This is a genomic window from Clostridium sp. ETTB3, assembly GCF_053571985.1.
This window is the reverse complement of the sequence record NZ_CP199832.1, coordinates 175,001-187,966: the sequence shown is the minus strand read 5'-3', so window position 1 is coordinate 187,966 and position 12,966 is coordinate 175,001. Positions and strand designations below refer to the sequence as shown.

Annotated in this window: 13 protein-coding genes, 2 tRNA genes and 2 rRNA genes (1 of these 17 running past the window's edge); 2 read left to right on the top strand and 15 right to left on the bottom strand. The window is 29.2% G+C overall.

The window, feature by feature from the left end; translation table 11 throughout:
• Positions 1-20 precede the first annotated feature (20 nt).
• On the bottom strand, positions 21-755 hold the full coding sequence (gene nagB / locus ACUN06_RS00905; RefSeq protein ID WP_449389972.1) for a glucosamine-6-phosphate deaminase: 735 nt from the start codon (positions 753-755) through the stop codon (positions 21-23).
• A complete protein-coding gene (locus ACUN06_RS00900; protein ID WP_449389971.1) occupies positions 752-1,474 on the bottom strand; it encodes a GntR family transcriptional regulator in 723 nt (240 codons plus the stop codon). Before ACUN06_RS00900 ends, nagB begins: the two co-directional genes overlap by 4 nt.
• A 138-nt stretch (positions 1,475-1,612) precedes the next feature.
• Here ACUN06_RS00900 and ACUN06_RS00895 point away from each other — a divergent pair, with 138 nt between their 5' ends.
• On the top strand, positions 1,613-1,783 hold the full coding sequence (locus ACUN06_RS00895) for a hypothetical protein (protein ID WP_291733159.1): 171 nt from the start codon (positions 1,613-1,615) through the stop codon (positions 1,781-1,783).
• 93 nt (positions 1,784-1,876) lie between these two features.
• Here ACUN06_RS00895 and ACUN06_RS00890 read toward each other — a convergent pair whose 3' ends face one another.
• The 9 genes from ACUN06_RS00890 to ACUN06_RS00850 all read right to left on the bottom strand — a co-directional run bounded on the left by ACUN06_RS00890 (position 1,877) and on the right by ACUN06_RS00850 (position 9,493).
• The gene (locus ACUN06_RS00890; RefSeq protein ID WP_291733157.1) at positions 1,877-4,315 is read right to left on the bottom strand and encodes an ATP-dependent Clp protease ATP-binding subunit; all 2,439 of its coding nucleotides are present in this window, start codon (positions 4,313-4,315) and stop codon (positions 1,877-1,879) included.
• A 94-nt stretch (positions 4,316-4,409) separates the two neighbouring features.
• Positions 4,410-4,865, bottom strand: coding sequence for a CtsR family transcriptional regulator (locus ACUN06_RS00885; RefSeq protein WP_291733155.1), 456 nt, complete (start codon positions 4,863-4,865; stop codon positions 4,410-4,412).
• A gap of 285 nt (positions 4,866-5,150) precedes the next feature.
• Positions 5,151-5,321 (bottom strand): DUF362 domain-containing protein, encoded by a 171-nt coding sequence (locus ACUN06_RS00880; RefSeq protein ID WP_042401880.1) that lies wholly within the window; start codon positions 5,319-5,321, stop codon positions 5,151-5,153.
• Positions 5,322-5,508: 187 nt separating this feature from the next.
• Positions 5,509-6,414 carry a PSP1 domain-containing protein gene (locus tag ACUN06_RS00875; protein WP_294127934.1) on the bottom strand — a complete coding sequence of 302 codons (906 nt, stop codon included), beginning with the start codon at positions 6,412-6,414 and terminating at the stop codon, positions 5,509-5,511.
• A gap of 2 nt (positions 6,415-6,416) precedes the next feature.
• Positions 6,417-7,349 carry a DNA polymerase III subunit delta' gene (locus ACUN06_RS00870; RefSeq protein WP_449389970.1) on the bottom strand — a complete coding sequence of 311 codons (933 nt, stop codon included), beginning with the start codon at positions 7,347-7,349 and terminating at the stop codon, positions 6,417-6,419.
• A 24-nt stretch (positions 7,350-7,373) separates the two neighbouring features.
• Positions 7,374-7,709 carry a cyclic-di-AMP receptor gene (locus tag ACUN06_RS00865; protein WP_291736525.1) on the bottom strand — a complete coding sequence of 112 codons (336 nt, stop codon included), beginning with the start codon at positions 7,707-7,709 and terminating at the stop codon, positions 7,374-7,376.
• Between the two features lie 216 nt (positions 7,710-7,925).
• Positions 7,926-8,603: a dTMP kinase gene (locus ACUN06_RS00860; RefSeq protein ID WP_291736528.1), complete on the bottom strand. Its 678-nt coding sequence runs from the start codon at positions 8,601-8,603 to the stop codon at positions 7,926-7,928.
• Between the two features lie 33 nt (positions 8,604-8,636).
• On the bottom strand, positions 8,637-8,855 hold the full coding sequence (locus ACUN06_RS00855; protein ID WP_449389969.1) for a sigma factor G inhibitor Gin: 219 nt from the start codon (positions 8,853-8,855) through the stop codon (positions 8,637-8,639).
• Positions 8,856-9,013: 158 nt separating this feature from the next.
• The gene (locus ACUN06_RS00850) at positions 9,014-9,493 is read right to left on the bottom strand and encodes a hypothetical protein (protein WP_291736470.1); all 480 of its coding nucleotides are present in this window, start codon (positions 9,491-9,493) and stop codon (positions 9,014-9,016) included.
• Positions 9,494-9,739: 246 nt separating this feature from the next.
• On the opposite strand from ACUN06_RS00850, the gene ACUN06_RS00845 reads away from it, so the two are divergent.
• Positions 9,740-10,684: a magnesium transporter CorA family protein gene (locus ACUN06_RS00845; protein WP_291736473.1), complete on the top strand. Its 945-nt coding sequence runs from the start codon at positions 9,740-9,742 to the stop codon at positions 10,682-10,684.
• Between the two features lie 267 nt (positions 10,685-10,951).
• Here ACUN06_RS00845 and ACUN06_RS00840 read toward each other — a convergent pair.
• From ACUN06_RS00840 to ACUN06_RS00825, 4 genes are all read right to left on the bottom strand, one after another.
• A tRNA-Cys gene (locus ACUN06_RS00840) sits at positions 10,952-11,026 on the bottom strand.
• Between the two features lie 5 nt (positions 11,027-11,031).
• Positions 11,032-11,107: transfer RNA gene (locus ACUN06_RS00835), tRNA-Phe, on the bottom strand.
• A gap of 5 nt (positions 11,108-11,112) precedes the next feature.
• Positions 11,113-11,229: ribosomal RNA gene (gene rrf, locus ACUN06_RS00830) — 5S ribosomal RNA — on the bottom strand.
• Positions 11,230-11,293: 64 nt separating this feature from the next.
• Positions 11,294-12,966: ribosomal RNA gene (locus ACUN06_RS00825) — 23S ribosomal RNA — on the bottom strand; it runs 1,235 nt beyond the window's last position.

The following is a 12,966-nucleotide window of genomic DNA, read 5'->3' as shown; positions in this document are numbered from 1 at the left end:
ATAATCTTATGGCTTATTCTTTATAAATTATTTATTAATTTTGCAGCTGCTTTATCTACTATTACAGTTACATCTCCATGCATTTGTAACATAGAAGCTGGATTTTCTGTTGTAATTTTTCCTGAAAATAATCCCTTTATAGCTTCTGCCTTACTTTCTCCTGACGCAATTAATACTATCTTTTTTGCTTTCATTATTTCTCCTAAACCCATAGTGATTGCTCTCTTAGGTACTTCATCAATAGTATCAAAAAATCTTGAGTTAGCTTTTATAGTATCTTCTGTTAATGTTATTACATGAGTTCCTGAAGATAACTCTTTATCTGGTTCATTAAATGCTATATGCCCATTGTTTCCAACACCTAATAATTGAACATCTATTCCACCAAGCTCTTCCATCTTCTTATCATATTCCTTACATTCAGCATTTAAATCTTGAGCTAGCCCATTAGGAACAATAGTATTATTAATATTTATATTAACATGATTAAATAAGTTTTCATTCATAAAATGTCTATAACTTTGCTCATGTTCTGGATTTAATCCAACATATTCATCAAGATTTACTGTTTTAATTTTTGAAAAATCTAATTCTCCATCTTGATACATTTTAATTAATTCTTTATACATTCCAACTGGTGAACCTCCAGTAGCTAATCCTAAAATAGCATTTGGCTTTTCTTTTATAGTGCTTGCAAGCTCTCTTGCTGCCACCTTACTTAATTCTTCATAATTATCAACAGTTATTAATTTCATATTATCTCTCCTTCCTTTCTTGAAATATTAACTTGTAATGTAAACTTATCTGATTTATAATACGCTTCCTCTAAAAATAACAATTTATTTGAATTAGTAAATATTTTACTTGTTGTTTTTAATATTGGTGTATTTTCTTCACATTCTAATAAAATTCTCATTTCACTATTTAAATTAACTGCTACTATAGATGAATTAGAATGACTAATAACATATCCAAAGCCTTCTAATACTTTATATAACGAGCCCTCTAACATTTCTTCATTAATATTTCCACAATAATCAACTGGAATATATACAGTTTCTAGTGCAACACATTCTCCATCTACAATTCTTTGCCTTGTTATTTTATACAACTTGTCTAACACAAAAATATCTTGCATATCATCTGGAGTATCTATGATTTTAAAATAAACAACATTAGTTTTTAGTTTTCTACCACTTTGTTTAATCATTTCAGTAAAACTCATCATATCTTTTTGATTTACTTTTTGTTCACATACAAAAGTACCTTTTCCTTTTTTTCTAACTAAGATACCTTCTTGAACTAATTCTCCAATTGCTTGTCTTATTGTCATCCTACTGACTTCATATATTTCACAAAGTTCTCTTTCACTAGCTATACATTCTCCAGCCTTCCAAACTCCCCTAGCAATTTTTTTAATTAAATCATTTTTTAATTGATAATACACTGGTATTGGACTATTCTTATCTATCATAATTATCACTCCCAAATTCATTATATTATATATACATATAGTTGTCTATACCAGTTGAAAATATTTTTATTCGCAAATAATACATAATTATTTATTATTTGGAAATAATATTCATATAAATCCTAAGGAGATGGTATTTTGATAGATAAATCTTATTTAAAAAAAGTTCAGTCAAAAAATATTTTAAATGACTATAAACCTAAAAACTTATCTAGTAATTATGCTAATAATTCAACTTTAGATTGTATAGAAAATATGATTGTTAATTCCAATTTAGATGAAAATATACATGATGACAACATTAAATAAATTATAAAGAAAAAAAGTAAGAACAATATGAACTGCACCCTGTCAAATTGACAAGTGGCAGTTAAATAAAGTCTTACTTTTTTCTTTATAATTTTATCTATGAGAAAAAACTAATATTTCATCTTTACATTCAACTTTTAGTTTATCTCCAACTTTTATTTCCCCCTTAAGCAATTCATCACTTAATTTATCTACTATTTCTCTATTAATTATTCCTCTTAAAGGTCTTGCTCCAAACTCAAGATTCTTATTTTTATTAATAAGAAACTTATTTAAATCCTCTTCATAAATTAAATCAATATTTTTTTCTTTTAACCTACTTATAGTATCATTTAACATTAAATTTACTATTTTTAGTGTATCTTCTTCTTTTAATTGATTAAATACTATTATATCATCTACCCTATTTAAAAATTCTGGCTTAAATGCTACCTTTAATTCTTCTAATACTATATCCTTTATTTTCTCATATTCTGCTTCATTTGCGTTAAAGCTAGTATCAAATCCAACTTTTCTTTGATTTTTTATTTTTTGAGCACCAACATTAGATGTCATAATAACAATAGTATTTTTAAAATCTATAACTTTACCTTTACCATCTGTTAATCTTCCATCCTCCATAATTTGCAATAAGATATTAAATACATCTGGATGTGCCTTTTCAATTTCATCTAATAAAACAACCGAATATGGTTTTCTCCTTACAGCTTCTGATAATTGACCACCTTCTTCATATCCAACATATCCTGGAGGAGCACCAATTAATCTTGAAACAGAATGTTTTTCCATATATTCAGACATATCAATCCTAATTAAATTGCTCATTTTTCCAAACATAACTTCTGCTAACACATTGCAAAGTTCTGTTTTTCCAACACCAGTTGGTCCACAAAAAATAAATGTTCCAATTGGCCTATTTGGATTTTTAAGACCAACTCTAGCTCGTTTAACTGCCCTTGTTAATGATTTTATAGCTTCTTCTTGACCAACTATTCTCTTTTTCAATATATCTTCTAAATGTAATAACTTATCTGACTCTTTTTCAGTTAATCTTTCTACTGGTACTTTAGTCCATATTGAAACAACCTTTGCAATATCATCTTCATCAACTGTTTGAACTTCTGTACAACTATGAGCTCTCCATTCATTTTTAATTTTTTCAAAATCTTCTTTTAAAATTCTTTCATTATCTCTCAAGCTAGCAGCTTTTTCAAAATCTTGATTTTTAATTGCATCTTCTTTTTCATTAATTACTTTTTCAATATTTAATTCTTTTTGTTTAATTTCTGGTGGCAAAGTTAGTCTTGAAATTCTTACCTTGGCTGCAGCTTCATCTATTAAGTCAATTGCCTTATCTGGCATATATCTATCAGTTATATATCTATCTGCTAAATCCACAGCCATATATAATGCACTATCTGTAATTTTAACTTTATGATGTGATTCATATTTATCCCTTAATCCAAATAAAATATTTATTGTTTCCTTTTTAGTTGGTGGTTCAACATTTACAGTTTGAAATCTTCTTTCTAAAGCTGCATCTTTTTCTATATGCTTTCTATATTCATCAATTGTTGTTGCACCTATACATTTTATTTCTCCCCTTGCTAAAGCAGGCTTCAAAATATTAGATGCATCAATAGCTCCTTCAGCACCACCAGCACCAACTATAGTATGAATTTCATCAATGAAAATTATAATATCATCTTCATTCTTAAGTTCATTCATTACTTTCTTTAATCTTTCTTCAAATTCCCCTCTATATTTTGCTCCTGCAATCATAGATGTAATATCTAAAACTAACAATCTTTTACTTCTTAAACTTTCAGGGACATCTCCAGCTACAATTTTTTGTGCTAATCCTTCTATTATAGCTGTTTTTCCTACACCTGGTTCACCAATTAAACAAGGATTATTCTTTATTCTCCTACATAATATTTCTAAAACTCTTTGAGTTTCCTCTTCTCTTCCTATTACAGGATCAAGTTTTCCTTCTTGTGCATTTTGAGTTAAATCAGTACTATATTGATCTAATACAGGAGTTTTATTTTGCTTTTTCTCTTTTTGTATTGATTTCTTATTTTCTCTAAGTTCATTTCCTGAAATATATTTATCTAACTCTTGTTTAATTAAAGTAAAATCTGCCTTACTGCTTGTTAAAATAGTAAAAGCTACTCCTTCGCCTTCATTTATTAGCGCCATTAATATATGTTCAGGATTTATAAAACTATGCCCATATTTTCTTGCTATATCTAAACTATCATCAAATAATCTCTTTGCTCTTGGTGTTAATAACATTTCTCCTGTTAAAATTTCATCATCACCAAATCCTAAATAATCTTCAGTCATTTTTTTTACTTTATCTATAGTAATTCCGTTATTAGTTAAAAGCTGACCTGCATACCCATTTTCCTTTAATATTCCTAATAAAACATGCTCAGTTCCAATATACCCATGTTTAAAACTTTGAGATTCTTGTTGTGCTTCTATTAATACAACCTGTGCTCTTTCTGTAAACCTCCCAAAAATCACAGTGTCACCTCCAAATAAAATCTAATATAGATTAATATAAAATTTTATAAATATGACCCAACCCTTTACTACTTTTATCACTCTACTATAATTATTATGATAAAATTACCATTATAATACCCTTAAGTATCTCAGCTCTTAGTTTATTTTTATCTTCTGTTAATATTAAAGTTCTATCGTTAATTGATATTTTTACAATTTCAAGTTCCCTTTTCGTAATTAATTCTTTTTCACATAAATACTCTAAAAGCAATACTGCAGAATTATAAGTTAAGCTAACCCCTATTGCATTATTGATTGCTTCTAATTGTTGTTCCTTGTTTGTATAATTTACTCTTCTAATTATAATATAGCCACCACCACCTCTTCTACTTTCAATCATATATCCCTTTTCAGATGTAAATCTTGTAGTTAATACATAATTTATTTGAGATGGTGCACAGTTAAATTTATCTGCTAACTCATTTCTTTGAATAATTACCTCCTTATCTTCTTCCTCTTCTATCATGTCATTTATAAACTGTGCTATTATATCTGAAATTCTTGCCACAATTTCACCTTCCTAAACGTTATTTGACCTTCTTTGACTTTAATTATATATAAAATTTTTTTCACTGTCTATTACATAAATTTAGTATTTTTATTTAAATTATTTAATTATTACTTATTTTTTATAAATTTCATTTAATTTATAACTTTCTCTATCATTTTAATAATAATTAAATTTTTAATACTTATATTTTATACATATTTATAAATTAAAATTTTTATATCCTTATATAAATGATTTATACGTAAAAAAGGGTCATCCTATTTGATGACCCTTTTGGTTAAATTAAGCTTCAGCTGGAGCTCCTACTGGACAAACATTTGCACAGTTTCCACAATCGATACAAGTATCTGCATCAATAACGAATTGAGTATCTCCTTGGCTTATAGCGTTAACTGGACATTCAGCTGCGCAAGCTCCACAGTTAACACATGAATCATTAATTGCATATGCCATTAAAAACACCTCCCCAATATTTTAATAACATAATTATTTTATCATACCTACTTTTTTTTTTAAAGCTAAAGTTAATTTTTAACATATAAATACATTTTTGTATTAATTTTATAATTTTCAATAAATTTTAATAAATTTTTTAAATCATTTATAAAAATACAGTGAATTAATTTATTAATTTTTATTTCTAATTTCCTTTAATTAAATCCTTAATTAATTTTCTATCTTCTTCTGATTCAACTTCTAACTTTATATCATCATCATCAATAGAATCTTCATAATGTCCTTTTATAAGTTCAATATTATCAATTTTAAATTCTTCTAATACTTCTTCTTCTCCCTTTTTAAGTTTAACTTTAATGCTTTCCTTAACAATATTGTTTGAGAATACTTCCCCTGTACCCTCACTAGTTTTTACTATTGAACCAACCTTAGGCATTCTCTTTCTTATATCTTCATAAGTACTTTGTTCATAATTTAAACAACACATAAGCCTTCCACAAATACCTGATATTTTAGTTGGATTTAGTGATAAATTTTGTTCCTTTGCCATCTTAATTGAAACAGATGCAAAATCTCCTAAAAAACTTGAACAACACATTGGTCTTCCACAAGGGCCAAGACCACCTAACATTTTTGCTTCATCTCTCACTCCAATTTGTCTAAGCTCTATACGAGTCTTAAATATTGTTGCTAAATCCTTAACTAAATCTCTAAAATCAACTCTTCCATCTGCTGTGAAATAAAAAATAACCTTATTATTATCAAAGGTATATTCTACATCTATAAGTTTCATTGTTAATCCATGTTCTTGAATTTTCTTTAAACATATATCAAAGGCATCTTTTTCCTTATCTTTGTTTTTAAAATGTTTTTCTATATCCTCATTAGTTGCTATTCTTAATACACTTTTAAGTGGTGAAACTATATCATTCTCATTTATTTCCTTTATTCCAATTACACATTCACCAAATTCAATTCCTCTAGCAGTTTCTACTACTACATATGTATCCTTTTGTATATTCATATCAGCTGGATCAAAATAATATATCTTACCAGCTTTTTTAAATCTTACACCTACAACCTTTATCATATTTAACCCTCCATGAAGCCCATTAACATTACACGTAGTGTCATTCCCCAACTAACATTACTTTTAATGTTTCTTCGAGCTTCTTCTATTGTCTTTATCATATTATTTAATTTTTTAAATGACATTTCCTTAGTAAGTTCTTTTATATCTTCAAGTTTATCACTATTTATGATAAATTCCTCATTTTCAATTTCCTTGTTTATTAAAATATCTCTTATAAATAATCCAAATATATTTAATACTTCTTCTTTATCATTTTTTAAATTGCTAAAACTTTCTTCTTGCTGCAATATATCTTCTAAATCATTTTTATTTAAATTTTTAATTAATATAACAATATTGTTTCTTAACTCTCTTAATTTATCATCATTAAAATACCTATCTATTCTACCTGGTACCCCTTCACTAAAAGCTATTGCTGATTTGATTTCATTTTCATCATAATTAAACTTCTTAATTTTTATATATTCATATAATTCACTTTTAGTTAATGGCTTTAATTTATAAATTTCACATCTAGATTTTATTGTATCTAAAATCAATTCCAAACTTTCACATAATATTATTATGTAAACTCCTTTTGGAGGTTCTTCTATAGTTTTTAGTAATGTATTTTGTGCTTGAATTGTAAGCTTATTCCCCTCATGAATAATAATTACCTTTTTATCTTTTTCAAATGGTTTTTTATATACTTCTTCTATTATATCTCTAACATCATCTACTCCAAATGATGATTTTTCACTTGAATAATTAATAATATCTACATATTCCCTATCTAAATCTCCATTTAAAATGAACTTAGCTAAAATATTAGCTAACTTACCCTTTCCAACTCCGTCTTCTCCTGCAATGAGGTGTGCATGAGAAAGAGTATTTTTTAAACATCTCTGTTTAAAATTATTAATTAAAGCTTCATGTCCTATAAAGTCCCTCATACAGCCACCTCCTAATCAACTTAATTAAACTTTATAAAATTGATCTACATCTAAAACAAATATTGTAGCTCCACCAACTTCAACTTCAATTGGATAAGGCACATACATTCCTGAATTTGTGCCAATTGTATTTGGTGTTGATGTAGGAACCATTTCTTTTCTTCTTTTACAAACATCTTCAATAACATTAATAAGGTTTTTAACTTCCTTTTCTTCAACACCAATCATTAATGTAGTATTTCCTGATTTTAAAAACCCACCTGTAGTAGCTAATTTAGTTACTCTATAATCTTTATCTGTTAATTCTTCAATTAAATCTATAGCATCATCATCTTGTACTATAGCTAAAACTAATTTCATACCATATACCTCCATTCATTAATAAATTCTTCTTATATATTTTATCATAAATATATAAAAAGTTACTAAAACTTTATATTTAAATAATATATTATATTAATATTTACTGTTATCTTCTATTTATTTTAAATATTAATATATTGTAATAAAAAAGGATTGTAAAAAAATAAAATTATAACTTAAAATAATTTGTTTTTTAAACAACCCAATCAAAATCTATATATAATTTTTTACTTTTTCATAAATATCATTACTTATTTCTTCAATACTTCTAAGTTTAGAATCCTTACAACATTTAATAACATCCCAATTATATTTTTCTGCAATATATAATGAATTATTATAAGAATTTATTAGATACTCTTTATTACTTTCATGAATATCCTTTGTTTCTCCACCAGTAAACTTATTAGCTCTATTTTTCATAAGTTCTTGACTTACTTCTGGTTCTACATCTAAAAATATTATATGATCTGGTTTAGGTATTTGATAGATATTAAACTCTAAATCATATAACCATTCAATATACTTATCCTTTTCATCATCTTTTAATTTAGCTGCTTGATGTACCATATTAGAAGTAGTATATCTATCACTTATAATTATTCCACCATTGTTATAAAATTCACCCCATTTAGTTTTATAAGATGCATATCTATCGGCAGCATAAAAAGTTGATGAAATATAGGGATTGACAGCACTAGGATTTTTTCCAAAATCACCATTCAAATACATTTTAACTAATGCTGATGAATCACTATCATAATCAGGAAATGTAATTTTTAAACATTTCTTACCTTCTTGAATTAATCTTTCATATAATCTTTGTGATTGAGTTGCTTTTCCACTAGCATCTGAACCTGATTCAATAATTATTAATTTTCCTTTACCCATCCTTACAATCCTTTCAAGTATCTTAAAGTTAATTTATTTATTTTTTATAATCTTATGTGCTATAGAATTCTTAATTTTATTTTTTATAATCTCATATTCATCACTACCAACGTCTATTAAATTCATTCTTTCAATACATTTATTACAAATAAAATTATTGATTATTTGAATTCCATCTCCAATACATTCATTCTCACATATTATACAATATTTCTTTGAATCTCTCCATATATCTTTATTACTAATCTCCATAAATATATCCCTCCTTTTTTATTAAGTCTTGCCCTTATATTTAATCTCTATACCTAATTTCTTATTATTACTATAAATATTTTATTTAAATTTAATAAAAAAATAAGCTAGCTATAAAAAATTAATATAACTACCTTATTTTATCTATATTTATAATTTTAATTTACTGATTTAATTCGGGAAATTAAAGTATCACTTGGTTCAAAAACAAACCTATATACTTTTCCATTTTTTCTATATATACATAATAACTTTTTTTCATTATTAAATTTTCTAATATAATGTTTTACACATTTACATTTATTATACTCTTTTGGAGCATTATTTTTTTCTCCAATATAAAGTATATCTTTTATCTTAACGCTTTCAACATTTTCTTCATTTTTACTTTTTATTTTATTTATTATTAGTTTATCGTAAATTATACAATATTTATAAGAAAGCTTACACTTGCTAGTTTGCTTACATACTACTATTAATGTTATTATAATAAGAAAAACTTCTGCACAATATTTAATTTCAATATTTTTCTCAAAATTAATTTTAAAAAATTGATATATATATAATGTAACAGTAATAGTTAATAACGAAACTATTATTGCAATTGTTTTTTTCCCTCGTTTAATTTCTTTATGCATAATTATATCCCCCAAATATTTCTATATTATTTTCTCTAACAATATTTTGATTATACTAATTTTATAAAAGAAAGTACAAGCTTATATTTTCTTTTATATCTCTAGTTTATTGATTATTTAATTAATATATTAAAATATCTTATTTAATCTAACTGTTAATCACAAATAATCATATTTTTAAAATCTAATACTTTTTATGATATAATCCTATTATAGAATTTATTATTTAATAGAGAGGTAACATTTATGATTCAAATATACAAAAGCATAAGTGAAACAAATTCATCATTAAAGCAATTAGATTCAATTGAAAATGGTTGTTGGATTAATATTGTTGCACCATCAGAAGAAGAATTAATATTAATTTCTAAAAAAACTGGTGTTCCACTAAATTTCTTACGAGCTCCACTTGATGATGAAGAAACTTCTAGAATAGATGTTGAAGATGGGTTTACATTAGTAGTTGTAGATATTCCATTCACTGAAATGGAGGATAATTCACTAACTTATGATACTTATCCCTTAGCTATAATTCATTCTGAAAAAGAAATTATCACTGTTTGTCTAAAAAATAGTAGAATACTGACAGATTTCATAAATGGAAGAATTAAATCGTTTTTTTCATTTAAAAAATCTAGATTTATATTACAAATTTTAAATAGAATTTCTACTTATTATTTAATTTATCTTAGACAAATAGATAAAAAAAGTGTAATGATTGAAAAAAGATTACATAAATCAATGAAAAATAGAGAATTAATTCAATTACATTCATTAGAAAAATCACTTGTTTATTTCTCTACTTCATTAAAAGCTAATGAAGTAACTTTAGAAAAAATGCTTAAAATGGATATAATGCAAAAATACAAGGATGATCAAGACGTATTAGAGGATGTAATTATCGAAAATAAACAAGCCATAGAAATGACTGATATATATAGTAACATTTTATCTAGTACAATGGATTTCTTTGCTTCTGTTATATCAAATAACCTTAATATAGTTATGAAGGTTCTTGCATCAGTTACCATATTAATGGCTATTCCAACTATTATTGGTGGAATTTTTGGAATGAATGTAGCTTTACCCCTTCAAGATAATCCACAAGGATTTATTATAATTATATTTCTTACAATTATTTTAACACTTATAACTGCATTTATTTTATATAAAAAAGATATGTTTAGTTAATTATAAAGATTTAATTATAAAGATATCCACAATTAAATTAAATTTAATTGTGGATATCTTTATTTATTATGTTAATAATTTTGTTAGTAATTTATTTCTTATAAAAATTAAAACCCAAGTAGATATATCTACATATACTTTGTAATATCAAATTTATAGTTCTAAATCTTAAAATTCATTTATATTACTAATTTTATTACTTCAAAAATTTTATATTTTCTTATATATAAAATAAAAAAAACCTACAAGAAAACTTGTAGGTTTTTTTGGAGGCGCCACCCAGATTTGAACTGGGGAATAAAGGTTTTGCAGACCTCTGCCTTACCACTTGGCTATGGCGCCATACCTGGTGGCTCGACCAGGAATCGAACCAGGGACACGAGGATTTTCAGTCCTCTGCTCTACCGACTGAGCTATCGAGCCACATTACCTAGCAACGTTCTACTCTCCCACACGGTCACCCATGCAGTACCATCGACGCTATAGAGCTTAACTGTCCTGTTCGGAATGGGAAGGAGTGTTTCCTCTATGCCATCATCACTAGATATTACTTATTAATTTTTGAAATAATTTATTCTTTCAAAATTGCATATGAATTATTTTATATTATTGGTCAAGCCCTCGACCTATTAGTATCAGTCAGCTACATACGTTACCGCACTTCCACCTCTGACCTATCAACCTTGTGTTCTTCAAGGGGTCTTACTAGCTTATGCTATGGGAAATCTCATCTTGAGGGGGGCTTCACGCTTAGATGCTTTCAGCGTTTATCCCTTCCCGACTTAGCTACCCAGCCATGCTCTTGGCAGAACAACTGGTGCACCAGAGGTCAGTCCATCCCGGTCCTCTCGTACTAAGGACAGCTCCTCTCAAATTTCCTACGCCCGCGACGGATAGGGACCGAACTGTCTCACGACGTTCTGAACCCAGCTCGCGTGCCGCTTTAATGGGCGAACAGCCCAACCCTTGGGACCTACTACAGCCCCAGGATGCGACGAGCCGACATCGAGGTGCCAAACCTCCCCGTCGATGTGGACTCTTGGGGGAGATCAGCCTGTTATCCCCGAGGTAGCTTTTATCCGTTGAGCGATGGCCCTCCCACGAGGTACCACCGGATCACTAAGCCCGACTTTCGTCCCTGCTCGACTTGTAGGTCTCGCAGTCAGGCTCCCTTCTGCCTTTGCACTCTACGAACGATTTCCGACCGTTCTGAGGGAACCTTTGGGCGCCTCCGTTACTTTTTAGGAGGCGACCGCCCCAGTCAAACTGCCCACCTAACAATGTCCAGTCACCAGATTCATGGCGTCCTGTTAGAACCCCAGTACTGTCAGGGTGGTATCCCAAGGTTGACTCCACTAAGGCTGACGCCCTAGTTTCCCAGTCTCCCACCTATCCTGTACAGACAATACCGGAATTCAATGCTAAGCTACAGTAAAGCTCTACGGGGTCTTTCCGTCCAATCGCGGGTAGCGAGCATCTTCACTCGCACTACAACTTCGCCGGATTTGCAGTTGAGACAGTGCCCAAGTCATTACGCCATTCGTGCGGGTCAGAACTTACCTGACAAGGAATTTCGCTACCTTAGGACCGTTATAGTTACGGCCGCCGTTTACTGGGGCTTAAGTTCACACCTTCGCTTGCGCTAAGTGTTCCCCTTAACCTTCCAGCACCGGGCAGGCGTCAGCCCCTATACATCAGCTTACGCTTTAGCAGAGACCTGTGTTTTTGCTAAACAGTTGCTTGGGCCTATTCTCTGCGGCCTGCTCTCGCAGGCACCCCTTCTCGCGAACTTACGGGGTCAATTTGCCTAGTTCCTTAACTGCAATTCTTCCGCCGGCCTTAGGATTCTCTCCTCATCTACCTGTGTCGGTTTGCGGTACGGGCACTACTTCTCTCTCTAGATGCTTTTCTTGGAAGCATGGAATCATGTACTTCGGTCTTAATGACCTTCCCCATCACGCCTCAGAATTGTTACAGCGGATTTGCCTACCGTAACTTCCTAAACGCTTAGACTAGCATTTCCAATCGCTAGCACACACTATCCTTCTCCGTCACACCCTCGATAATAACGATGGTAGTGGTATCGGAATATCAACCGATTGTCCATCGCCTACGCCTTTCGGCCTCGGCTTAGGTCCCGACTAACCCTCAGCGGACGAGCCTTCCTGAGGAAACCTTAGATATTCGGCCTGTAGGATTCTCACCTACATCTCGCTACTAATGCCAACATTCTCACTCGTAATCAGTCCACCGCTCCTTCCGGTACGACTTCAGCCCGATTA

What these genes read in the sequence shown, in the direction of transcription:
- ACUN06_RS00860 (WP_291736528.1), bottom strand. Translation starts at nt 8,603, where the DNA reads ATGGGTAAAGGAAAATTAATAATTATTGAATCAGGTTCAGATGCTAGT.
- ACUN06_RS00870 (WP_449389970.1), bottom strand. Translation starts at nt 7,349, where the DNA reads ATGAGGGACTTTATAGGACATGAAGCTTTAATTAATAATTTTAAACAG.
- nagB (WP_449389972.1), bottom strand. Translation starts at nt 755, where the DNA reads ATGAAATTAATAACTGTTGATAATTATGAAGAATTAAGTAAGGTGGCA.
- ACUN06_RS00845 (WP_291736473.1), top strand. Translation starts at nt 9,740, where the DNA reads ATGATTCAAATATACAAAAGCATAAGTGAAACAAATTCATCATTAAAG.
- ACUN06_RS00880 (WP_042401880.1), bottom strand. Translation starts at nt 5,321, where the DNA reads ATGGCATATGCAATTAATGATTCATGTGTTAACTGTGGAGCTTGCGCA.
- ACUN06_RS00855 (WP_449389969.1), bottom strand. Translation starts at nt 8,855, where the DNA reads ATGGAGATTAGTAATAAAGATATATGGAGAGATTCAAAGAAATATTGT.
- ACUN06_RS00900 (WP_449389971.1), bottom strand. Translation starts at nt 1,474, where the DNA reads ATGATAGATAAGAATAGTCCAATACCAGTGTATTATCAATTAAAAAAT.
- ACUN06_RS00875 (WP_294127934.1), bottom strand. Translation starts at nt 6,414, where the DNA reads ATGATAAAGGTTGTAGGTGTAAGATTTAAAAAAGCTGGTAAGATATAT.
- ACUN06_RS00865 (WP_291736525.1), bottom strand. Translation starts at nt 7,709, where the DNA reads ATGAAATTAGTTTTAGCTATAGTACAAGATGATGATGCTATAGATTTA.
- ACUN06_RS00850 (WP_291736470.1), bottom strand. Translation starts at nt 9,493, where the DNA reads ATGCATAAAGAAATTAAACGAGGGAAAAAAACAATTGCAATAATAGTT.